This is a genomic window from Pseudomonas sp. RIT-To-2, from assembly GCF_029623465.1.
In the GTDB taxonomy this organism is placed as follows: domain Bacteria; phylum Pseudomonadota; class Gammaproteobacteria; order Pseudomonadales; family Pseudomonadaceae; genus Aquipseudomonas; species Aquipseudomonas silvicola.
The window spans coordinates 26,240-49,071 of the sequence record NZ_JAPYKM010000036.1; the positions used below are offsets into that span (position 1 = coordinate 26,240).

Annotated in this window: 14 protein-coding genes; 4 read left to right on the forward strand and 10 right to left on the reverse strand. The window is 64.2% G+C overall.

All coding sequences use genetic code 11. The features are described 5' to 3' along the window. Positions 1-5: 5 nt before the first annotated feature. The 3 genes from QBK88_RS25040 to QBK88_RS25050 all read left to right on the forward strand — a co-directional run bounded on the left by QBK88_RS25040 (position 6) and on the right by QBK88_RS25050 (position 4,256). A complete protein-coding gene (locus tag QBK88_RS25040) occupies positions 6-440 on the forward strand; it encodes a RidA family protein (RefSeq protein WP_277964132.1) in 435 nt (144 codons plus the stop codon). Positions 441-578: 138 nt separating this feature from the next. Then, positions 579-1,712 (forward strand): GGDEF domain-containing protein, encoded by a 1,134-nt coding sequence (locus QBK88_RS25045; RefSeq protein WP_277964133.1) that lies wholly within the window; start codon positions 579-581, stop codon positions 1,710-1,712. A gap of 81 nt (positions 1,713-1,793) precedes the next feature. Then, the gene (locus QBK88_RS25050) at positions 1,794-4,256 is read left to right on the forward strand and encodes a hypothetical protein (RefSeq protein ID WP_277964134.1); all 2,463 of its coding nucleotides are present in this window, start codon (positions 1,794-1,796) and stop codon (positions 4,254-4,256) included. A 52-nt stretch (positions 4,257-4,308) separates the two neighbouring features. Here the strand turns inward: QBK88_RS25050 and QBK88_RS25055 are convergent, their stop codons facing one another. The 3 genes from QBK88_RS25055 to QBK88_RS25065 all read right to left on the reverse strand — a co-directional run bounded on the left by QBK88_RS25055 (position 4,309) and on the right by QBK88_RS25065 (position 7,768). After that, positions 4,309-5,157, reverse strand: a complete 849-nt coding sequence (locus QBK88_RS25055) for a TauD/TfdA dioxygenase family protein (RefSeq protein WP_268142012.1) — start codon at positions 5,155-5,157, stop codon at positions 4,309-4,311. A gap of 15 nt (positions 5,158-5,172) precedes the next feature. After that, entirely contained in the window at positions 5,173-5,871 is a 699-nt protein-coding gene (locus QBK88_RS25060; RefSeq protein WP_277964135.1) for a peroxiredoxin-like family protein, read from the reverse strand. Between the two features lie 859 nt (positions 5,872-6,730). Next, a complete protein-coding gene (locus QBK88_RS25065; RefSeq protein ID WP_277964136.1) occupies positions 6,731-7,768 on the reverse strand; it encodes an ABC transporter substrate-binding protein in 1,038 nt (345 codons plus the stop codon). Positions 7,769-8,016: 248 nt separating this feature from the next. Between QBK88_RS25065 and QBK88_RS25070 the strand changes: the two genes are divergently transcribed. Continuing rightward, entirely contained in the window at positions 8,017-8,571 is a 555-nt protein-coding gene (locus QBK88_RS25070) for a thioredoxin (RefSeq protein ID WP_277964137.1), read from the forward strand. A 61-nt stretch (positions 8,572-8,632) separates the two neighbouring features. Here QBK88_RS25070 and QBK88_RS25075 read toward each other — a convergent pair whose 3' ends face one another. The 7 genes from QBK88_RS25075 to QBK88_RS25105 all read right to left on the reverse strand — a co-directional run bounded on the left by QBK88_RS25075 (position 8,633) and on the right by QBK88_RS25105 (position 22,765). Continuing rightward, on the reverse strand, positions 8,633-10,630 hold the full coding sequence (locus tag QBK88_RS25075) for a peptidase U32 family protein (RefSeq protein WP_277964138.1): 1,998 nt from the start codon (positions 10,628-10,630) through the stop codon (positions 8,633-8,635). Positions 10,631-10,788: 158 nt separating this feature from the next. Then, positions 10,789-11,169, reverse strand: coding sequence for a RidA family protein (locus QBK88_RS25080; protein WP_277964139.1), 381 nt, complete (start codon positions 11,167-11,169; stop codon positions 10,789-10,791). Between the two features lie 414 nt (positions 11,170-11,583). Further along, the gene (locus tag QBK88_RS25085) at positions 11,584-12,408 is read right to left on the reverse strand and encodes a hypothetical protein (protein ID WP_277964140.1); all 825 of its coding nucleotides are present in this window, start codon (positions 12,406-12,408) and stop codon (positions 11,584-11,586) included. Then, positions 12,405-14,759 (reverse strand): AAA family ATPase, encoded by a 2,355-nt coding sequence (locus QBK88_RS25090; protein ID WP_277964141.1) that lies wholly within the window; start codon positions 14,757-14,759, stop codon positions 12,405-12,407. Before QBK88_RS25090 ends, QBK88_RS25085 begins: the two co-directional genes overlap by 4 nt. 89 nt (positions 14,760-14,848) lie before the next feature. Then, positions 14,849-16,069: a multidrug effflux MFS transporter gene (locus tag QBK88_RS25095; RefSeq protein ID WP_277964142.1), complete on the reverse strand. Its 1,221-nt coding sequence runs from the start codon at positions 16,067-16,069 to the stop codon at positions 14,849-14,851. Between the two features lie 88 nt (positions 16,070-16,157). Next, complete coding sequence (locus QBK88_RS25100) at positions 16,158-21,575, reverse strand: AAA domain-containing protein (RefSeq protein ID WP_277964143.1); 5,418 nt, start codon at positions 21,573-21,575, stop codon at positions 16,158-16,160. After that, entirely contained in the window at positions 21,563-22,765 is a 1,203-nt protein-coding gene (locus QBK88_RS25105; RefSeq protein ID WP_277964144.1) for a M48 family metalloprotease, read from the reverse strand. The genes QBK88_RS25100 and QBK88_RS25105 overlap by 13 nt, the downstream gene beginning before the upstream one ends. Positions 22,766-22,832: the final 67 nt, after the last annotated feature.

Here is a 22,832-nt window from a genome sequence, read left to right on the forward strand (position 1 = left end):
CCACCATGAGCCACGACATTCTGCGTACCGGCCCTGCCACTTCCCCCATTTCCCAGACCGTCAGCGTACCGGCCAGTGCCGAGTTGGTCTTCCTCAGCGGCGCCTTGCCCGATGTCGCCGACCCTCAGGCGCCCCAGGGCACTTCGGCGGCCTACGGCGATACCCGTACCCAGACCGAGTCGGTGTTGCGCAAACTGAAAAAGGTGCTGGAGGACCAGGGCCTCGGGTTGGGCGATATCGTGCAGTTGCGGGTATTTCTGGTGGGCGTTCCGGAGCTGGAAGGCCGTCTGGACTTCGCCGGGCTGCAGGCCGGCTACCTGCCGTTCTTCGGTACTACCGAGCAGCCCAACAAGCCGGCGCGCACCGCCATTCAGGTCGCCGGCCTGCCGTTGCCGGGCGCGCTGGTGGAAATCGACGGCATCGCCGTACGCCGCGGCTGACTGAAACGTGGGTGCCTGATGCCACGCGGCGCCTGGGGTGCGGCCTGACGGCCGCTACCCCTTCGCGCCGGTTGTCTGCCATGCCCCTGGGTGCGACAATCGGTTTTTCGTCGCAGCACTCAGGATCAGGCGGACTGCATGGATCATCGGGGACGGCAGCAGCAACAGGATCTACAGATCGCCGAACAGGTTCGTACCGACCAGCTGCAACAGTTGTTCCGCCAATCGATGTCGGCGTTGTTCGGCAGCTACCTGGCCGCTGTGATGCTGGTCTGGCTGGGCTGGGACCGCTTCGATCACAACGTGGCGGCGTGCTGGCTGGCCGTGCTGGCGGTCTCCATGCTGGTGCGCGGCAGTGTGTTCCTTCGCTATTTTCGCAGCCCCCTCGCCGAGCGCACCCCCGCGCGCTGGGAACGTCCCTACTGGCTCACCCTGGTGTCTTCAGCCACGATCTGGGGCGTGGGCGCCCTGGCGGTGATTCCCGCCGACGACCTGCTGGCCCAGGCCCTCGTGATGCTGTTTGCCGTGGGCATGTCGGTCAGCGCGGTGTCCTGTTACTCGGCCTACCGGCACATGACCGTGGTGTCCATCGGCCTGGTGCTGGCGCCGTGCACGGTGTGGCTGCTGTTTCAGCCCAGCACGCTGCAGGTTGGCATCGCCCTGGCGGTGGTGGTGTTCGCCTCGTTCGTCTTCCAGGCCACCCACAAACTGTCCGAGGCGCTGGAAAAAGCCTATCGCCTGACCCATGAAATCGAACGCGCCCATACGCTGTCCACCTATGCAGCCCAGACCGACGAACTCACCGGCCTGAAAAACCGCCGCGCATTTTTCGAGCATGCCCAGCAGACGTTCAAGTACTGCCAGCGCAACCAGATGCCGGTGTGTGCGCTGATGCTGGACATGGACCATTTCAAGTTCATCAACGATACCTTCGGCCACCCCGTGGGCGACGAGGTACTGCGCCAGATCGGCCGGGTGATCAGCACGTCGTTGCGCGCCGCGGACATTCACGGGCGTCTGGGCGGCGAGGAGTTCGCCGTGCTGCTGCCCAATACCTCCCTGGAGATGGCCGAAGCCATCGCCGCGCAGTTGCTGCGTACCATCGCCCGCCTGGAGCTCGAACCGGTGCGGCACGTGACCGCCAGCCTGGGGCTGGCCCAGGCCGACACCGATGCCCAGGACCTGCACAAGCTGATCAACAACGCCGACCAGGCCCTCTACCGCGCCAAGGCCCAGGGCCGCAATCAGGTGGTGGTGGCCGAGGCGGTCTGAAGGCCGGCCTGTCAGATCTGACAGGTTACAGCCCTGCGGCCCGCTTCTAGACTCGGACCTCTCACTTGGAGGTTTAAGCCCATGACCACCCTCAGCCAGGCGTTGCGCCGCGTCACGCTAAACGAGCAACGACGTGTCAATCCGAAACGCCACGATGGCCTGCTGCCGACCTTGTCACCGGCTATCATTCCCAGCGTGCTGGTGCATGGTGGTTTGAACAATAGCGACCTGCGTGACCCCAGAACGGCGGTGCTCGTGCAGGTCGTCGTGCAATTGGACTGGGGCGTCGGTGACCGCCTGGACCTTTATTGGAACGACCTGGTAGTGGCCAGCGAAACGATCAGTCGCGGCGACCAAGAGCTCTCCCAGATCAGTTTTCGGGTTTTCCCGGGGGACATTCCCGACGGTATCGCCCAAGTGCACTATCACCTTACCGGCCTGGTGGGCGGTGGCGAGCGCGCGTCCCATCAGCATGCCCCTTTTCTGGTCAAGCGTACGGTGCCCGGCAACCCTGACCCCGACTCCAGTACGCCGTACATCAACGAACGCCTGCGGCCCGTCACCGGCATTCCCTCGTCAATGCCGGCTGACCAGGGGGCTCTGGTGGTCGGAATCCCCCGTTACGAGCACATCACGGCCGACGACCTGATCACGGTGTACTGGAGCGGTGTGCCGGTCACCAAACAGGTGTCCGCCGCCGAAGCCAGTGGCGGGCCCCTGAGCCTGGTGATCAGTGCCGACATCATCCGCGATAACCCCGGCATCAACCTGGCCGTCACCTACGATATCCGTGACACGGTCAGCAACTGGTCACTGTTCAGCGTTGCCCAGCATATTGACGTGGAAGGGGCCAACGCCTTGCTGGCGCCTGCGGTGCGTGATGCCGATGACAACGATGTACTGGATATGGACGCGCTCGGGGGCCGCGACGTGGCCATCCAGGTGCCGGTCAATGGCAACCTGGACGTGCCGTCCGCCGGTACGCTGACCTGGACGGGCCAGCCAGTTGTCGGGCCGGCGGTGCTTTTCAAGCTACCCTTCAGCATCACCCAGGCGGCTACCCGGGTCACGCTGTACGTGCCCAACAGCCAAGCGGCCGCGCTGGTGGGCAGCACGGCGACGGTGTACTACGATGGCGTCAAAGCCGGTGTGCCGAGCCGCTCGCGGCGTGTCACGGTAGGCCTTGTCGGCCAGCCGGTGGAATTGGCCGTGCCACGCCTGACCGGGGTCACGGGCACCACCTATAACCCTGACTTGATCACTGGCAGCCACCAGGAAGTGGTCGTGCCAGCCTATGGCTTCATGGCGGTCGGGCAGGGCGTGACCCTGGTGTGGGAGGGCATCACCGCCAGTGGTGGTAGCGTTTACCAGACATGGACGCGGCCTATCGAGCAAGCCTCGCAGATCGGGCTGCCGATCAGTTTCCAGGTCGAAAAAGCATATGCCACGGCGCTGGTGGGCGGTTCGTTACGGGTCAGCTATCGAGTAGCCTCCCTGGGGCAGGAATACCCTTCTGACGTATTGGTGCTGGCGGTCAGTGGCCAGGTCAATACCCTGCCAGCGCCGGAAACCGATCCGCATTTCCCGGGAGGCCAGGTTGACCCCGGCCAGGTGGGCAATACCGTGAACGTAGTGGTCAGGGCCAACACCGTCCTGCTGCCCGGTGACAGTATCACCGTGCACTGGCACGGCCGGCCGGATGCAAGCATCAATCCCACTGCATCCTTCCCGAGCACCGGTGACCTGTTGGTGCAGATCGCCAAGGTGCCCTATGTCACCGGCAACGCCAACGGGGCCGTGGACATATGGTACGACGCACGGCGTAATGGGGTGATCATCGGCAGTTCGCGGTTTCTTACCCTGACCATCGGCGAGGCGGGGCAGCAACCCTGGCCTGCCCCCATCGTCATCGACGCCACCGGCGGGCAGGCCAACCCCCTGAGCCCGATCCGGCCGAACACTTCCAATACCGCCAATACTGCCACGGTGGTGCTGACCGACTCTCGGCTGGCTGTGGGCGACACGGTGTCGGTGGTATGGCGCTACCTGGACGGCACGCCTGCGGCGAACCTTTCCGGGCCGGTGACCATCAGCGGCACGGCGCTCGTCAATGTGCCCAGCGCGGTCATCGCCACCAGCCTGGACTCGACGGTCGAGGTGGTGTGTGTCGTGTTCCGCAATGGCCAGTCGATCGGTACTTCCCCCGCGCTGCGGTTGCAGGTATCGGGCATGCCCCAAAGCGCGCTGCCGACGCCGGCGATCACCCAGGCCCAGGGGGCTGACCTGAACGTGTCGAACCTGAACGGCGATGCCACGGCCACGGTCGTCGCCTGGCCGCTGATCACCCTGGGCCAGCGTTACTGGCTGCGTGCCCAGGGCAACCTCAGCGACGGTTCGGCAACGACGATCGAACTGGCGAGTGACCGGCCTGTCACGTCGCTCAACGGCGTCAGCCATGTCATTCCCCTGGCACGGCTGCAAGCATTACGCGATGGCAGCGACCTGACACTGGAAATGCGCGTGGCCTTCGACAGTCCTGCCTAGCAGGCCACGGCGCCAGCATTCCCGGTATGAGGCCAGACCGGCTGCGCGCACGTCAGCGGCGCAGGCGGTGGGGGATATCATCGTCGGCGATCAGCACGCGCTCCATCACGCGCGCAAAGTCGCCGTAGTTGTACACCGGGTAATGCAAGAGGGCGCGGTTGTCCCAGAAAGCGATGGCGCCCTCGGTCCATTTGAACCGCACGTGGTACTCGGGGTTGCTGTACTCGCGCAACAGCAGTGCCACCAGGGCCTGGCTGTCTTCCTGGGACCAGCCAATGATTTGCGGTGACATGGAGAAGTTGATGAACAGCGCGTCCTCGCCCGTCTCGGGGTGTGTGCGCACTAGGGGGTGGGCGAGGATCGGGTAGGGGTAGCCCACGCGGTCCAGGGACGACTTGAAGTTGTGGGTGACGAAGGCGTTGTCGATGCGTTCGCGCACCTCGGGTGGCAACCCGCGGTACACCAGGCCGCTGTCGGCCCACACGGTGTCACCGCCCACCGCCGGCAGGCTCACCGCCCGCAGCACGGCGCCGTAGGTGGGTTTGAGCATCCAACTGGTGTCGGTATGCCAGCGGCCCTTGCGCGCGTCGCCATAGCTCAGGCGTGCATCCTCGGCCAGGATCAGGTGCGCTTCGGGCAGGTTGGCGTCCTGCTTTTCGGTGGTGGGGTGCACGTACAGCTCGCCAAACTGGCGGGCAAAGGCCACCTGCTGGGCACTGGTGATGTGCTGGTCCCGGAAGAAGATGACCTTGTGCTTGAGCAGCAGCGCGTGAACCTGGTCGCGCTGGGCCGCGGTCAGCGGCCGGCTCAGGTCGATGCCGCTGATCTCGGCGCCCAGGGTAGGCTCCAGTGGGGTGACGACAAGGGATTGTTCGAGGTCGATAGCGTGTTCCGCGCCCATGGCGACGACTCCTGTTCAGGCAATGGCGGGGCTGGGGGTGGCACGGGCGAGCAGGGCGTCGACCGCGGCAATGATCGGCTGCGCTTCGGTGCGCACCAGCCAGTCGGGGCTGACCTGGGCGAAGTGCACGCGGTGGTCGCTGCCGATCACCACCACCGTTGGCTGTGGCAGCTCCCAGGTGCCCGTGCCGGTCACGGTACCGATATGCGACCCCTTGGCCTCGGCCGCCTGACGTGAAGCGTCGTCGAAGCTGTAGAGAATACCCAGGCGCCGGGCCAGCTGGTTGTTCCGGTCACTGGCGACCTGCAGGGTCAGGCCGTGGCGGGTCTTGATTTCCACCAGGCGCTCCGGCACCTGCGGGCTGACCGCCACCAGCGGCACGCCGCGGGCCTGCAGTGCTGGCTGCAGGTGGCGCTCGTAGTAAGGAATGGCGATGTTGCAGGCCGGGCAGCCGGCGAAGCGGAAGAACACCAGCACGGCCGGGCCCACGCGGGTCAGGCTGTCGAGGCTCAGTTCGCCGCCTTCAACCCTGTGCAGGGCGAAAGGCGCCACCGGGTCGCCTGCCTGGACAAACGCTCGGCCAGCGGCCTCGGCCACCAGGCGCGCACGCTGGTTGATATTGACCTGCAGGGCGGCCGGGTCCCAGGTACGCACGCGTTCGGCGTGCAGGTCGGCCAGTTGTTGGTTCAGGGAAGGGGGTACAGCGGTGCTCATGGGCAACCCTCGCGTCGGAAGATGGGGACAGTGGGCCTCCGCAGCGTAGGGTCGGACTGTGAAACGGACGTTAGAGGGTAAACGAGGAGGTGGGAAGGTTTGTTTCGTTATAAGTTAATATGCAAATACTTGATCATTTAATTTATTGTTATGCAGTAATCGATGCTTCCCGCAGCCTGCAGGACCGGGCGAAGCTCGGGAAGGGGCCACCGCGTACTACCAGAGGACTGCGGCGCCTGCTTCCCGAGCTGGCGCCCGGTCCCACAGGGTTGGCTGCGGCAGTTGGGGGTTCCCTGTGGAACCGGGCGAAGCTCGGGAAGGGGCCACCGCGTACTACCAGAGGACTGCGGCGCCTGCTTCCCGAGCTGGCGCCCGGTCTCACAGGGTTGGCCGGGGTGGTTGGGGGTTCCCTGTGGGACCGGGCGAAGCTCGGGAAGGGGCCACTGCTTACTGCCTGAAGACCGTGGTGCCTGCTTCCCGAGCTGGCGCCCGGTCCTACTGGTTTGGCCGCGGTGGTTGGGGGTTTCCTGTAGGACCGGGCGAAGCTCGGGAAGGGGCCACTGCTTACTGCCTGAAGACCGTGGTGCCTGCTTCCCGAGCTGGCGCCCGGTCCCACAGGGTTGGCTGCGGTGGTTGGGGGTTTCCTGTGGGACCGGGCGAAGCTCGGGAAGGGGCTCACCGCGTACTGCCTGAAGATCGCGGCGCCTGCTTCCCGAGCTGGCGCCCGGTCTCACAGGGTTGGCCGCGGTGGTTGGGGGTTCCCTGTGGGACCGGGCGAAGCTCGGGAAGGGGCCACTGCTTACTACCTGAAGACCGCGGGGCGCCCGGCCCGGCCCGGGTACATGGCGTCACGGCTCGATCAACTGCCTTGCAGCGGCTTCTCATCCACGAAGAAGTAATCCTGCCACGAGGCCGGTTTGTGCTTGATGGCGCCCACCCGGTACATGAACTCGGCCAGCGGGTAGGTATTCTTCGGGTTGATGGTGAATTCGAACCGCGGGTTGTCGATGATTTTCAGCAACTCGGTGCGATCGATCTTGGCGTGGGTCACGCGAATGTAGGTGTCGGCGGCGCCCGGTTTGTCTTTCTGGATATAGTCCGCGGCCTCGGCCAGGGCTTCCATGAAGGCGTGGTAGGTCTTGGGGTTTTCGTTGCGGAATTTCTCCGTGGCAAACAGCAGCGTCGGCGAGTTGGGGCCCAGCAGGTCGTAAGTGTCCAGCACCACATGCACGCCGGGCTTGGCCACTTCCTGTTCCTGGAAAGGCGGGTTGGAGAAGTGCCCGGTCACCTCGGTGCCGCCCGAGCCGATGCTCGCGGCCGCGTCCGGGTGCGGCAGGTTGATGGAGTAGGGGTCCAGACGTGCGTAGTCCTTGTCCCCCCACAGTTTGGCCGACGCGTATTGCAGGTAGCGCGATTGCACCGACACCCCCACCGCCGGTACGGCGATACGGTCCTTGGCGGTGAAGTCGGCGATGGTCTTGACCTGCGGGTTGTTGGTCACCAGCAAGTAGGGGAAGTTGCCCAGGGAAGCCACGGCCTTGACGTTCTGACGGCCGTAGGTACGGTCCCAGACGGTCAGCAGCGGGCCCACCCCGGCGCCGGCGATGTCCACCGAGCCTGCCAGCAGGGCATCGTTGACCGCCGACCCGCCCGACAACTGGGTCCAGTCCACCTTGATGTCCAGGCCTTCCTTCTGGCCGTACTTCTCGACCAGGTGCTGGTCGCGAACCACATTGAGCAGCAAGTACACCACGCCGAACTGTTCGGCGATGCGCAACTGGCCTTCGGCCTGGGCAGTGGCCGGTGCCACCAGGCTACCCGCCAACAGCGACAGGCCCAGCCCCAGGGCAGTGGTGAGTTTGCTCAAGCGTGCGAAAGGAGGTTTGAAAGCGTTCATCGACTGTTCTGCCTGACTGTCATCGAAAGGATGGGACAGACAATATAGGTATAATGAACTTAGTTTAAATAACATATGGAGATAAGCTAATACCTCCCAATTGCCCTGTATTTCCGACCGAAGCGGCCAACCATGCCATGTACCGGGCCAAAAGCGCGGGGTGCAACCGGTACGCGTGGTGACCCCGAGTCCGACTCAACAGCGGCCGTACCTGCTTATAATCGTCAGCCCACTTCAAGGAGAAACCCATGGAAAAGCCTACCTGGCACGCCGACCCGCTGACCTGGGGCCACGGTCCGCGCATGTTCGAGGTGTTCCTCGAACCCACGTGCCCGTTCTCGGTCAAGGCGTTCAACAAGCTCGACGAGTTGCTGAATCTGGTTGGCGAGGACCGCGTGACCATCAAGGTTCGCCTGCAATCCCAGCCCTGGCATCTGTTCTCGGGGGTGATCGTACGCTGCATCCTGGCCGCTTCGACCTTGCCTGAAGGCAAGCACGCCGCCAAGGCGGTGCTGGACGCCGTGGCCCGTCACCGTGAGGAATTCGAGTTCAGCCACCATGCCGGCGGCCCCAACCTGAATGCCACGCCCAATGACATCATCGCCCGCATCGAGCAGTACAGCGGCGTCCTCCTCGCGCACGCGTTTGCCATTCCCGACCTGGACCGGGAAGTAAAATGGCATTGCAAGTATGCGCGTCAGAACGGCATCCACGTTTCGCCCACCTTCATGGTCGACGGTCTGGTGCAGGGAAGCATCAGCAGCGGCGACTCAGTCGCGGACTGGGCCAGGCACCTGGCCTGAAGTCCAGACCCAGGGCCTGTGGCAGCGGCCTGGCGGCCACTGCTACACCGCGGTCGAGGCCTCAGTGCGGGGCGCGGGGAATGGTCTTGAGCAGGTCCTCGGGGGTGATATGCCCCACCACGCTCTTCTTGCTGCCTGGCGGCGCCAGGTCGAGGATGTGGCCCTTCATCTTGCCGATGACGTGCATCTCGCACGGCTTGCAGTCGAACTTCAGGGTCAGCACTTCATCGCCGTGAATCAGTTGCATCGGCGCGACCTTGGTGCGTACGCCGGTCACGCCCTTGGCCTGCTTGGGGCACAGGTTGAAGGAGAAACGCAGGCAGTGCTTGGTGATCATCACCGGTACTTCGCCCGCTTCTTCATGGGCCTCGTAGGCGGCGTCGATCAGTTTCACCCCATGACGGTGGTAGAAGTCGCGGGCTTTCTGGTTGTAGACGTTGGCCAGGAACGACAGGTGCGAATCAGGGTACAGCGGTGCCGGATCCGTCTCGGGCTTGCGGCCACCGCGTGGGTGGGCGGCGACGCGGGCGGCGGTCAGGGCTTCGATCACTTCGCGGCGCAGGGCCTTGAGTTGCGAATTGGGAATGAAGTAGGCCTGAGGCGCGTCCAGCTTGATGTCGGTGGCGTGGTACGGGGTGGTGCCCAGTTGGCCAAGCAGGTCGTGCAGTTGATCCAGTGCCTGCTCAGGCTTGTTGGCCACGCCGAACGGGCCATCCAGCGCGACGCTGGCGCTGATGCCTTCCTCGCTGGTGGCGGTCAATTCCAGCCGGTGCTCGCGCAACTGGGCCTTCCACGCCAGGCCAATACGACGCTCGGCGGAGGTCTTCTGCAGGGCTTGCTGCCAGTTGTGGTCCAGGTTGCGGTTCAACGGATGGTTGGGGCGCGCCTTGTACAGGTCGGCCGGCATCTCGTTGGGTTCCACGCGGTAGCGGTAGCGCTTTTCGCCTTCTTCTTCGAACTCGCCCTTTGGCTCGGCGATGTTGGCGCGGAAACCCACCACTTCGCGCTTGATCAGCACGTTGAGGCCGTCACCGTTGGTCAACGGCTCATGGGTGACCACCTGCAGGTCACGCTTGCCAACCTTCTCCACCACGCCCACGGCCAGCCCGGTGAAGGTCGGGGTGTCAAAGGCGCCGATATCCACCTTGCGGTCGGTGACGAAGTAGTCGGTGCTGCCGCGGTGGAAGGTCTTGTCCGGGTCGGGCACGAAGAAGTGCGCGGTGCGGCCGCTGGACGCGCGGGCCAGGTCCGGGCGCCCTTCGAGGATGTCGTCCAGGCGCTGGCGGTAGTAGGCCGTGATGTTCTTCACATAGCCCATGTCCTTGTAGCGGCCTTCGATCTTGAAGGAACGCACGCCGGCCTCGACCAGAGCGCGCAGGTTGGCGCTCTGGTTGTTGTCTTTCATCGACAGCAGATGCTTTTCAAAGGCGACCACGCGGCCCTGGTCATCCTTGAGCGTGTAGGGCAGGCGGCACGCCTGGGAGCAGTCGCCGCGGTTGGCGCTGCGGCCGTTCTGGGCGTGGGAAATGTTGCACTGCCCGGAAAATGCGACGCACAGGGCACCGTGAATGAAGAACTCGATGGCCGCGTCGGTCTCGTCGGCGATGGCGCGGATTTCCTGCAGGTTCAGCTCGCGCGCCAGTACCAGCTGCGAAAAGCCGGCCTGGTCGAGGAACTTGGCCCGGTCCAGGGTGCGGATGTCGGTCTGGGTGCTGGCGTGCAGCTCGATGGGCGGAATGTCGAGTTCCATTACCCCCAGGTCCTGGACGATCAGCGCATCTACCCCGGCGTCGTACAACTGATGGATCAGTTTGCGCGCCGGCTCCAGCTCATCATCGTGCAGGATGGTATTGATGGTGGTGAACACGCGCGCGTGGTAGCGGCGGGCGAACTCCACCAGCCTGGCGATATCGGCCACTTCGTTGCAGGCGTTGTGCCGTGCGCCAAAGCTTGGGCCGCCAATGTAGATGGCATCGGCACCGTGCAGGATGGCCTCGCGGGCGATCTCCACATCACGGGCAGGGCTGAGCAATTCCAGGTGGTGCTTGGGTAGGGACATGTTTTTCTGGTCTGGGTGATCACGGTCAAGGCGTGCATTGTAGCGGGCATTGGCCCGGCAGGCACCCAAAGCCTGCCAGGCGGCCCGTAGCAGCGGACCTGGCCGCGTCGTAGGCGCTGCGCAACACCAGGCCCACCGCACCCAGGTCCGCGGCTCGTTCAGCCTTTGGCCGCCATCGCGGTCACTTCAACGCGCATGCCTTCCACCGCCAGCGACGCCACGCCCACTGCCGCGCGCACGGGCCAGGGTTTGGCGAAGAAGCGCTGGTACACCTGGTTGAACGCCGCGCGGTCGGCCATGTCGGTCAGGTAGATGGTCAGGTGCATCACCCGGTCCAGGGAACTGCCGGCCCGCTCAAGGGCCACTTTCAGCGCCTGCAGGGTGCACTCGCTCTGCTCGACGATACCGCCCAGCTCAAGGCTGCCGTCGGCGTGGGTGGGGATCTGGGTGGAGACCAGGATGCCGTTGAAACTGGCCACGTCCGAAGAAATGGACTCGGGGTCAGGGTCGGGCAGGAAGGTCAGGTCGCTGTTGGCCATGGGGCACTCCGGGTTGGCGTATCGAGGATCGGCACCATAGCCGCAACGGGCGGGCGGTGCCAAGCCCGGCAGCCGGATAAGCGCAGGCCCGCAGCGGACCTGGCCACGTCACAGCCGCCACGCAGCGTCAGGTACCCCGCCCGGAGCGCCGGCCTTCTATGAGACCTGGCTCGCCACCGAGCTTTTCAGGCGCAACGGGTCGCTGGCAAGGTAGCTCGCACACGCAGTGCCTAGGCGTGGACCAGTGCCACGGAAAAGAACAACACCAGGATAGCGGCAAGGGTGAGGTGGACATTCATGTCAGTGGACCGCGCAGGGGAAGGAGCGGGCAGTGTAAAAAAGCTGCCCGCCAAAACGTAATCGAATAAGCAGATTACGGTTATCACGTTCAGTGATGGAGGCCGCTTCCTGCCGTCAGCGCGCGTGGCGTCTGGAGGGTCGCGTCTCAGGCTCTGGCCCCTTCAAAGGCCATTCATCCAGACCGCTGTCATCAAGCTGGCATTGCAGCGAGTCGTTCAAACTGCTGCGAAACGCTTCCAACGCCGGTAAATCCCCCTCCGGGTGCTGCTCCTGGAAGTCCTGAAGCGTCGCCACGGCTTCAGCCAATGACGGGTTGTTGCGGTAAAGATTTTCGCGGGCGGCGATGATGTACAGCAACTCGCTGCACAAATGTTCGCCCTGAGGGGTATGGCCGGTGTAGGTCACATGGCTGACATGGTTGGTCTCCCGGCGCTCGAAGCTGACGTGGTCTGCATAAGGGTGAAAACGGGGGTGAAAGAATTCGGTGAATGCAGTGGCGCAGGGGTATTCGGGCAGGTCAGGGAGAAACGAGCCCCAGACAGCTTCTTTCTTCAACTGGTTGCAGTCGAAGCAAGCGACCGCCAGGTTCCAGAACTGCAATGAAAACTGCGGGTAGCTGTTGCGCGGCAGAACATGTTCGATCGGTTTGGCATGGGCGATATTCAGCAACCAGCGGCGGCAATAGCAGCAGCGGTTGCCTTGCAGAGCGCCGACGAACCGGCGAAACGCGTTCTTGATCAGGGGGCCTGTAACGCCGCTTTTACGCGATTTCTGGTAGTTCGACAGCTCGTCCCAGACATCCTCCCCGCGCCGTGACCTGGCGTACAGGTCGCGCAGAAAACGCAGTGTCTCATCGTTGTTACCTTCTACTTCATGGGCCTGAAGCTGGTACTGCGCACATTGTCTTTGTTGCTCGATTTCATCCAGGCAGCCCTTCATCGCCGTGTTCTCGTCGTTGCACGCTCGAACAGTTCGTTGATGGCGGCCTTGGCCTGCTCGATCAACTTGATGTCCTGGGTGAAGTGTTGGGAATCCTTTCCACCAGGGCTCTGTTTCATTTTCTTCTTCAAATCGTCCAGCGACTTGTCGAGCGCTTTGTGCAAGGCCGGGTCCACGCGGCCTGGTTGGTTGGTGGCGCGGATGGCCCGTGAGACCAGTACCGCGCAACGCTCGTTGATTTCCCCGGTATCAGGGGGGTAGGTATCGAACCCATCCAGCAGGATCGACTCCACGGAGTGACGTTGATGGGGGGCAATGGGAGTCAGCCGCTGGTCTTTTGCCAGGAAGCAGTGGCTGATCTCATCGCTTGCATTGGCGACGATGATGGGCGAATGCGTAGCGACGACGAACGAGCACTCGAACTCCTTGGCGATGATCGATAGCAACCCGGGGAGCTGCTGTTGCCAGCGTACATGCAGGCTGATTTCCGGTTCGTCGATCAGGAAAACCTTGTGCCGATCGGCCGTGGCGCAGACTCTGATCATCAGAGAGAGAATCTGCTGCTCACCGGAGCTCAGGTCGCTGAAGGGCGTCATTTCTGTCTCGCCTTTGCCTACCACCCCAGGCTCATACCCCTGAGTGGAGAAGCGGCTGCTGTCGTACGCCAGATCATGAGTGGCAATTGCCTGATCTAACTGGGTCAATGCACTCCGGACTTCTTTGATAGGCATGAGGAGGCGTGGATGGTGGACGCTCAACATCTCGATGACTCGAGTCAACATCTGCAGATTCGGCTGTGATTGATAAATATCGAAAAGCCGCTGGCAGAGGTCCGCGAGGAATATTCTTGGATCAACGAGCGTGCGTGCACCTTCGTAGATGAAGAAGCAATCATCCCTGTCTTCTGTTGGAAACCTATCCCTCGGACCGAAAGCGATGCCAACGGAGGTAATGCGTTGTTGGCTCAATTCATCAATGAGGCTCCTGAGTAACAGGCTTTTTCCGGCTCCGTTGTTACCGATGACATAGGAGCAGGTTGGTCCTGTTTCAGGCCTCAGGACCTCCGATAGCGCATCGGACTTGAGGCGTTTTGGGGCGCTTTTCAAGCCTTCTTGCCCAACGAATTCCTGTGCGGTCAGGCGTCGGGATCTCAAGAGTGCTGTAGTCCTGGCACTTTTGCATACGCCGCGGATGTCTTTGTAGTCTCCTTCCAGGTAGTTGAGAAACAAGCCCTCGAGACTGCTATTCAGCACTTGCTTGAACAGTTTGGAGCTGATCTTGTGGTTGGGTAAGCGCCATCGCTCAACCACTGCCGCCGCGAACCACGTGGCCTCGAAATTACTCGCGTCGGTCAGGTGAGTGGCATCGATGAGAAGCGTTTCGTTCGGATTGGTTTTGCGAGTATTGAGCAGCCAGGCGGTGAAAGCTGTCTGGTTTTCCCACCGATCCAGGCTTGGTAGGTCGATCACGGCCTCCAGAAGATCATGGCGGGCAATGAAGTCGCGCACATCATCGGGCAGGTTCCGATCGTCTTCCCGGTCCAGGACAATAAGGGTGAGACCGCTCAGGTCGTCACGTTTTATCAGGTCCCTCAGGGTTTCAACCGTGGGGAACCTCTCGGGCTTTGAGCGCTGACCACCATCAATGACTGTCATATCCTGCGCCTCGAACTCATCATGCTCAACCGGCATCGCATCGTGCGAAAGACCACGCAGCTCCAACCGCAACCGAATCAGATCCTGATGGGCGTAGGGGTAACCGTATTGTTCCCAGTGATAAGTGGCGACATCCTTTTTCAGGACTTTGGCGGTGACTTGCATGGCCCCGCTACAAGGAAACGCCTCAATGATGGTGGCATTGACCTTGCTCAGGCTGACAACTAGTGAAGCGACGACATGAGCGTGATAAAGGCTGATGTTGTGCTGTTCACTGAGAATACGTCGCAGCATGACATCGAACACGCGTCGGGCGAAGCCATGTTGGCGGGCTACCGCAGGTTCGAGGTAATCGAACTGATCGAAAAGTCGTGTGACGAAATCAACGTTCAGCGCGGCAGCCAGCTCCGCGCTGTAGGTGGCGTCATCGCTGCAGTGCTTGATCAAAACGACCATGCGATCAATCAGCGAGGCTATATCAGTGCGAATGAACACGCGTTCCGCGTCGTTCCTCGGGGCCTTCGGCGCATCCAGGATCAGACGTGCGACAAAATAAAGTAGCACCGACGGAAAGTACTTTTCTGGAAAGTCGCCGCGTACGGAATCCTGCCGAAGCGCTTGAAAAAAACGGTTTGCGTGGATATTGCGCTCGTCCAACCGCTGCATTTCGTCGAGCTGTTCTGCTGCATCAAGCATGTCGAGTCCTTTGAAAGCCTGAGTATTCGAAAACGGCCGACAGGATAGTGGCGTTTTGACTTCTCGGCTATCAGGTTCTCCCTGCTTCGCTACGGCGCGCCGGCACTGTGGGCAGGTGGTGGCGCGCCGGCCAGGGCCCGTATCCCGCCGGCAAAGCACAGCAGCGCCAGCGCCGCGCAACCCAGCATCACCCAGGCCATCGCATGGGCGGAGTGGCCGTCATAGAAGTGCCCGACCAGCAGGCTCGCCAGGGCGCCCCCGGCCATCTGGATGGCCCGCAGCAGGGCCGCGCCGGCGCCGGCGGTGTGGGCCAGTTGTTCCAGGGACAGGTGGGTGGCATTGGGCATGACCAGGCCGGTGCACAGGTTGCTCACTACCACCAGGGCCGCCAGCCCCAGTAACGGCGCGGTGCCGAAGGTGGCCAGGAGCACCAGGCCCAGGCTGCTGCCCAGGCTTGCCAACAGGCTGATGCCGATCAGCCGCGTTTCGCTCCAGCCGGCGTGCACCAGCCGGTTGTTGAGCCACGAGCCGCCCAGGGTGCCCAGGGCAGTGACCGCGAACAGCACGGCAAAGCCTTGGCTGCTCATGCCCAGGCCTTCCATGAACACTAGCGGCGAGGCCGTGATGTAGGCGAACATGCCGGCGAAATTCAGCGCCAGAATCAATGCGCACAGGGTGAAACGGCGGTTGCCCAGTACCTGCCGGTAAGTGGCGATCAGCGCTTGCTGGCGCCGGGCCTGCGGCGGGTGGGACTCGTGCAGGATGCCCCTGGCGGCCACCAGCAACGCCAACCCGGCCAGCACCAGGGCGGCGTAGATCGCCCGCCAGTCACTGAACGCCAGGATAGCCGCGCCCAGCAGGGGCGCCAGCAGTGGCGCGACGTTGTTGATGGCCACCAGCGAGCTTTGCAACGCGCGGCCCTGCTGTCCGCTGAAGGCATCGCGCACGATAGCGACCGGCATGGCCGCTGCCGCCCCGGCGGCGGCGCCCTGCAACAGGCGGCTCACTAGCAGCACCGGCATGTTCGGCGCCAGGGTGCAGGCCAGTCCCGCCAGCGTGAACAACGCCAGCCCCACCAGCAGGATCGGCCGCCTGCCGATGCGGTCCGACAACGGCCCGAAAAGCAGTGGGCCCAGGACGAAACCGAGGATGAACAGGCTGATACTCTGCGCCGCCGCGGCTGACGTGCTGTGCAGCGCGCCGCCCAGTTGGCTGATGGCGGGCAGGGCCATGTCGATGGACAGCGGCGGCAGTGCGGTGCAGGCGCCCAGCAGCAGGATGTAGCGCCAGGGGGTGGTGGAGTGGGGCATGGGCACTGGCTCGTGGCAATGAGTGAAGGAAAGGTGTGCAGGAGAGGGCCCGCGGCCCCCTCCGTTCAACAGGCTGACCCAAGGGGTATCAAGGCGTTGGCTGGTAGCCCTTGCGCAGCTTCTCCGCGACCAGTTTTTCCACCTCGCGCAGCGCGCGTTCCGGGCTGTCCATGGTCTTGATCAATGTCTGCCCCTTGGTACCGATTCGGCCAAAATGCACGACCACGTCGGCGTCAGCGGTGCCGATGCGCCAGAACTTGTTGGCGCTGCCCTCACCGAAGGTGAATTCGCGCAGGGCCGGATCGGCCTTCGCCGCGGCAGGCGGGGGCGCCGGCGGCTCCACGTCGGCCTCGGGTTCCTGCGCGAGCGGCTCCTCGCCGCGCAGCGCCGCTTCGATGCGGTTGAGCACCGTTTCACGGTCGTGCAGCCAGTCATGGCTGAGCACATCGATGATTTTCCAGCCGAAGCTGCGCAGCACCGTCGGGCGGAAGATGTAGCGTTCGCGCACGTTGGCCATGGCGTCAGTGTCGCCATCGAGCAGGATGCCCAGGTTGAACTGCGCGCCGCCCTCGTCGGCAATGGCCAGATCGCAGCGAAACTGCGAACGGCCCACGTATTCGGCCACCTGATGGCCACGCTGGCGCAGGGCGGCGGCCAGGGCAGCACGCAGGCTGTCGCGCGGCAGTGTCACGGCGAACGACTGCTTGGCCCCCTGGTTGAGGTTGGCCAGGATGCCTTGGGACCGTGCCGCGTCGCCCACTGCGCTGGCCTGGGCAAACTGCAGGAAGGCCCGTAACGCCGCGGCCCCCTCGTTATGGGTATTGGTGATGGCTTCGGCGTCGATGCTGGAGACCACCGCCATGCGCTTGCGCGCGCGGCTGAAAATCACGTTCAGGCGCTTTTCGCCACCGCGCTGGTTGATGGGGCCGAAGTTCATCAGCATCTTGCCGTTGGGCCCGGGGGCATAGCAGATGCTGAGGATGATCACGTCGCGCTCGTCGCCCTGCACGTTTTCCAGGTTCTTGACGAACAGCCCGTTGAACTGCCCGGCGTCCTCGCGCACGTACTCCTGCTCCAGGCGAGTGGCGAACGCCGAGTCGCTGCTGGCCAGGTTTTCCAGGGCTTGCTCGATTTCCCCTTGCTGGGCCTCGGAAAACGCCACGATACCCAGGCTCAGGCCCGTCTCGCGTTGCAGCAGTTCACGCACCAGTTGCGCGATGTAGCGCGCTTCGGCGACGTTGCTGCGGCTCACGTATACGCCATCGGCCATTTTCAGGTAACTGATGGGGCTGGCCAGCAGCGCATCAGCGCCCTGGGCCACGGCTTCATCGCTGGCGTCCAGGGGGGCCGCAAGCTGGCCGGGTTGTTCGATGCGGCGGTCGGGAATGGTGATCAGGCGGCCCTCGTAGAAGGCCGCGTTGGAGAAGCTGATCAGCGCTTCGTGACGGCTGCGGTAGTGCCAGGCCAGCAAGGTGGCCGGCAGGTTGCGGGCGGCCTGGCTCAACAGGCTGTCGGCGTCCAGGTTGATAGCGACCTGTTCGCCGTCCTCCACGGCAATCAGTTCATGCTCGTCCTGCTCACCAGCCCCGGAGAAGAAGCGGGTAGGGGGCAACTGCATCTCGTCGCCCACCACGACCACCTGCTGTGCCCGGCTCAGAGCCGGCACGGCTTCTTCGCTGGGGATCTGGCTGGCCTCGTCGAAGATCACCACGTCAAACAGGTCGGCGGTCAGGGGCAGGGTGTCCGACACCGACAGCGGGCTCATCAGCCAGATAGGCTTGAGGTCGTTGATGACCAGGCCGCTGTCGCCGCTGGCCAGCTCGCGGATCGCTCGGTAGCGCATGGTCTTGCCCAGCTCGTGTTCAAGCTCGCGGCGCCCCTTGGCGTACTGTTTCTTGAACTCCCGGGCGTCCGCATCCAGTTGGCTCACGGACAGCGCCGAGTGTTTCACATGGTCGAGGAAGCGCTGGTGCACGGTGGCATTGAGCACGCGGGCGTTGTGGGTCAGCAGGCTGGCTTCGGCCTGGCTGACCTGGCGGCTCGCGGCGCTCAAGGCTTGGCCGTCGAAGCGCGCCACGGATGGGTTGGCACGGTACAGGCGAGCGAGGTTTTCGCCGGCGATCAGCCCGTCCAGCGTCCGTTGTGGCAGCGGCTGGTGTTGCACCACCCACAGGCAGGCGGGATCGGCGCCGTGCAGCTCGGCCAGCAGCGGCAGGGTATCGGGCAACTCATCCAATGCTTCCTGCAGGTCGCGCAGGTATTCGGCCAGTTCCCCCAGGGTCAACGTCGGAGCGAAGGCGCAGCCATGCTGCACCTGAACCGCCAGGCGTTCCACGACACTGTGCAGACTGGCTTCTTCACGGGCTTCGGCCAACGCCTGGGGCTGGGTGTGCAAGCGCTCCAGCCACTGGCGCAGCAGGGGCGACTCGGCCAGTTGCTGCAGCAGGGCGTCCAGGCCGTGCACCAGCCGTTCGACATCGTCGATGCCGTAGTGGCCCTGCAGGCGTGCTTTCTCGGCCTGCAGGTGCGCCTGGGCGCTGTGCTCGGCGGCCAGGGCCGCCAGCACGCTAGCGTAGCCCGGGTCGATGGCGTGCTGGCTGAAGTCGTAGCGCCGCTGCAACTCCCCGCGCAGGCGCCACCAGGCCGGCTGCAGCCAGCGCAGCGGCGACTGCCCCAGGCGCTGCACCAGGGCTTGGGCGGCCTGGGTGTCCTGGGCATCGAGTTTGTCGCGCCAGTGGCGGTTGGCTTCGCTGGCGCCGTGTACCTGCACGGCCAGGGTATGCAGAGTGGCCTGTTCAGCCTGCAAGGCCTTGGCGGCAGCAGAACCGGGCTGCAGCAGGTCCAGGTGCGCCGCGAGGTTGGCTTGGGTCAGTTGTTGCGCCGCATGGGTCAGGTGCTGGGCATCGACCAGGCGGGTTTCGCTGTTCAGCAGGCCGCTGGACGTTTCCAGGAACTGCTCGACGCGGTCCATCAGTGGGCCCGCCTCGTCGAGGAACGCCTTGACCTGGCCATAGGCATGGTCGTGGCCCACGACTGCGCCAGCCAGGCGGCTGAAGGGGTGAAGGGCGAAACTGTCGAGGCCGAACTGTTGGGCCATGGTCGTGAACAGCCGGCTGGTCAGGTCGCGCTGCGCCTGCCAGGTGTCCCAGCGGGGCAGGCGTTCGAGCACCTCAGGGGGCAGTTGCAGCCCACTTGAAGGCTGCTCGATCAGGTAGCGCACCAACTCGCGGATGGAGCAGGCCAGCACCTCGGGAACGCTGGCCATGGCCTGCTCGAACTGTTCGATCAGGCCCAGTTGCTGGCGGGCAGTGGCCAGTGTGGCGTCGCGCCGGGCCTGCAATTGCGGTGCCTGGGGGTCGTTGCCGATCCAGCGTTCATAGCATTCGCGCAGGTCGCTGACGAAGGCCTTCTTGTCTGTCTGCGAGTCATGGATCAGGCAGCACAGGTCGCCCAGTTCACTCTGTTGCAGGCGGTGGAACACCACGTCCAGCGCCGCGCGCTTTTCGCACACGAACAGCACGCGCAAGCCGCGGCCCGCGTAGTCGGCGATCAGGTTGGTGATGGTCTGCGATTTACCCGTACCTGGCGGCCCCTGGATGATGAAGTGGCGGCCGCTGCGGGCCAGGCTCACGGCGGCGTTCTGCGTCGCATCCGCGGCCACCACGTTCCACTGTTCGGCCAGGGCGATGGGGGCGGGCGCTGGTACGTCCACCTCGCGCGGCTCGATGGAGAACAGCCGGTCGAATGCCTGGTTCTGCGCCGGCTCGTCGATCAGTTGCGCGTAGTCGCGCACCAGCGACATCTTGCGGTAGTTGAAGTTGGCCAGGGTCACCTGGGTCAGGTCGATGTCCCAGGCATAGCGGTGGCCCAGGTCCTGGGGCAGGCTGAACGTGCTGTTCTCGGTGGTACTGGCGGCCATCTGGTGGGTGCGGGCCGCGGGTTTGCTGCCTACCGCACCGCGTAGCGGCAATGCGCTGGGCAGTACCTTCTGGCGGAACAGTTGCAGGCCCAGGGGCCGGTAGTCATCGCGGGCATAGCTGAAATCCGGCCGCACCGACGGCCCGGTGGCACGCTGACGGGCACGGCGGCGCTGAAAGTGGTGCAGGTGCTGCACCGCTTTCTGGTGAATCATCTCGATCTGCGGCTTGCTTTGCAGGCGCAGCTCCACCCCGGGTTCGGTCAGCTTGATCTGCCGGGCGATGTCCTGGTGAATCTGTTCCAGGGAGGTTTTCTGCAGGTCCACGGTTTCCGGTAGCTGAATGTCGTAAAGCTGGCGCAACTGGTGGCGCAGCACCGGGTTGAACTGCGCTTCGGTTTCATCGCATTGCAGCACGAACTGGTCGCGCACGCCTTTCTTGCGGCTCAGTTCCACCGGCAGCCACAGCAGCGGCGTGACAATGCGCTCCTGCGGGTCATCCTTGAGGTTGTGCCAGCGCATGAACGCCACCACCAGGCGCAGGTTGCTGAAACCGAACTCGGCGCGGTCGCGGCGGGTATCCTGTATCAGCCGTTCCAGCGACGTCTGCAGCCAGGCCTGGTCTTCGAAGCGCAGCCACTGCTGCAGGCCCACGGGCTTGCCACTGAGTACCTGCTCGGAGAAACCGCCGAAGGTGGCCTGCCAGGTACACAGGGCTTCGGGGCGGATGCTTTCCACGCGCATGACCAGGGGCACGCTGGCCACGGTCAGGTTGATGGTGGCCTGGGTGGGGCGGAAATGCAGCAGGCGGTTGCGCCGGGACAGGTCGAACAAACGGTTGCGCAGGTGTTCCAGCACCACCGTGCGCCGTGAACCGGGGCCCTGGGCCTGGGACAGCACCCACTCCACATCCAGCGCGGCGGGCTGGTCGCGCCAGGTTTCCAGGCGCCGGATCAGCGAGGCAAGGTCGGTGGCCCGTTGGTGGCGGTTGAGCTCGGTCATTTCAACGATGACGTTGGCCAGCACCGGGTTCAACCGGCCATTGAGCTGGAACAGGTTGCGGCGGTGCCGGGAGAAGGTTTTCAGGTCTTCCAGCTCGGCGATGTCCAGCCCGCAGGCCAGGGCCGCCAGCAGCAAGCCCAGCTGGAAGATGTCGGTGATTTCATCGTGATGCCCCAGCTGCTGTTCCCAGGTATGCAGCCCCGTAAGGTAGACGGGGTGGGCGATAGGCGCGTGCGGGTCTTCCTGCACCTGCAGGTCGGTGACTGCGGTGCCTGATTCGGAGTCATGGGTGAGGCGTACCGTGCCGACGATGTTCAGGGCCGACTCAGGGCTGGGTTGCACCTGCTTGATGGCCTCCAGGGCCAGGCGTGGCGCTTGGCCCTGGGCCTCGCGCAACACCAGGCTGCGCTCCGGGCCCTGAACGATAGCCTGGTAGCCTAGCCGCGCGACGTGCGCCTGTTCGTGCAGGCGGGCGACTTCGCGCAGCAGCGGCAGCATCAGGAACAGTACATCGTCGATGGGCACGGCAGCGCCGTCGTGATGGGTCAGCAATTGCTCGAAGGTGATGTCCTGATTCATTGGGTCCATGTGTCGACCTCCGCCTTGAGGGCACGGGTGAGCGGGTCGAGCTCGCGTTTCTGCAGCTTGAGGTCCTGCTTCAGCCGGGTGATGAATGCGTCAGCGCTGCCTATTCTCTGCGCCGTGCGCAGGGCATGCAGCAAGGCGCCCTCGCGCAGGTCGGGGTCCACCAGGCACAGGTCGAGCATGACGAAATGCAGGTATTCGTGGACGCTGGCGTCGATGCGTTCGATATCCAGGGTGTTGAGGTCCAGGGCCGGTTCCGTGTCCTTCCAGTCGGGGAAGAAGCTGCGCACCTGGTGGCCGATGGCTTCGGACTGCATGGCCGGGGCGTTGACGAAGGCGGCGATGAAACCCCGGGTCAGGGCGGTGAGGTCAACTTGCCCGACCAGGTCCAGGCGGTCGAGGGCCAGTGGGCCGCGCAAGCGCCGCTGCAACCAGGCTTCCATGTCAGGGGCTTGTTGCCACCAACTGTCCAGCGCGTGCGAGCGCAAGAAGGTTTCCGGGTGCGAGACGCCCTGGGACACGGGCGCATCCTTGCCGTCCAGCTCCTGCGCCTGGGCCAGGTAGCTGGCGGCGTCGACCGTAACCAGGCCCGTGTGCACCTTCACCAGTGAGGTGATCGCCGGGCCCGGGCCGCCGGCCACCAGTGCCGCGCCGCGGTCGGCGTAGATCTCCGTGTGCAGGCTGTACAGGCGTGCCGTCTGCTCCAGGCTGGGCGGTGCCAGGACATTGGCCAGGGCATGGTTGAGCACACGGTCGGCAGTCAGGTAGTCACCGTCCTGCTCCGACCACAGGCGGTAATGCGCCAATTCGTGGCCCAGCAGCGCCAACAGCTCCTGGGCGTCCAGGCGTTGCAGAATCGGGCCGTGGAACACCACGTGCACTTCGCCGGCCAGGTAGAACAGGCTGGCATTCATCGCGCCATCGCCGGCCTGGTACAGTGTGGCCGGTGCCTCGATCTGCAACTGCTGCAGGGCCGTGGCGCAGGCGTGGTAGGCGTCCGGGTGGCTGTCGGGGCTGAGCCGGTAGGTGTCGCGCAGCAGTTGCGCGCGAACGTCCTGGGCGTGTTCCTGCTGTACCACCAGTGACGATGCCCAGCTCCACACGGCGGGCTCGCGGGTCTTCAGGTAGTCGACCACCTGCTGGTGGTAAGGCAGTGGGGTCAGGCTGGCGAGGTCCAGCGCGGGTGTCGTCATCGTTCAAACGTCCTTGAGGATACCGTTCCATCGGGCGCGCCTGGAAGACGCGCGGAGGGCCGGCATC

Coding starts and splice junctions, on each gene's coding strand:
- QBK88_RS25040 (WP_277964132.1), top strand. CDS start 6: ATGAGCCACGACATTCTGCGTACCGGCCCTGCCACTTCCCCCATTTCC.
- QBK88_RS25045 (WP_277964133.1), top strand. CDS start 579: ATGGATCATCGGGGACGGCAGCAGCAACAGGATCTACAGATCGCCGAA.
- QBK88_RS25050 (WP_277964134.1), top strand. CDS start 1,794: ATGACCACCCTCAGCCAGGCGTTGCGCCGCGTCACGCTAAACGAGCAA.
- QBK88_RS25055 (WP_268142012.1), bottom strand. CDS start 5,157: ATGGGCGCGGAACACGCTATCGACCTCGAACAATCCCTTGTCGTCACC.
- QBK88_RS25060 (WP_277964135.1), bottom strand. CDS start 5,871: ATGAGCACCGCTGTACCCCCTTCCCTGAACCAACAACTGGCCGACCTG.
- QBK88_RS25065 (WP_277964136.1), bottom strand. CDS start 7,768: ATGAACGCTTTCAAACCTCCTTTCGCACGCTTGAGCAAACTCACCACT.
- QBK88_RS25070 (WP_277964137.1), top strand. CDS start 8,017: ATGGAAAAGCCTACCTGGCACGCCGACCCGCTGACCTGGGGCCACGGT.
- QBK88_RS25075 (WP_277964138.1), bottom strand. CDS start 10,630: ATGTCCCTACCCAAGCACCACCTGGAATTGCTCAGCCCTGCCCGTGAT.
- QBK88_RS25080 (WP_277964139.1), bottom strand. CDS start 11,169: ATGGCCAACAGCGACCTGACCTTCCTGCCCGACCCTGACCCCGAGTCC.
- QBK88_RS25085 (WP_277964140.1), bottom strand. CDS start 12,408: ATGAAGGGCTGCCTGGATGAAATCGAGCAACAAAGACAATGTGCGCAG.
- QBK88_RS25090 (WP_277964141.1), bottom strand. CDS start 14,759: ATGCTTGATGCAGCAGAACAGCTCGACGAAATGCAGCGGTTGGACGAG.
- QBK88_RS25095 (WP_277964142.1), bottom strand. CDS start 16,069: ATGCCCCACTCCACCACCCCCTGGCGCTACATCCTGCTGCTGGGCGCC.
- QBK88_RS25100 (WP_277964143.1), bottom strand. CDS start 21,575: ATGGACCCAATGAATCAGGACATCACCTTCGAGCAATTGCTGACCCAT.
- QBK88_RS25105 (WP_277964144.1), bottom strand. CDS start 22,765: ATGACGACACCCGCGCTGGACCTCGCCAGCCTGACCCCACTGCCTTAC.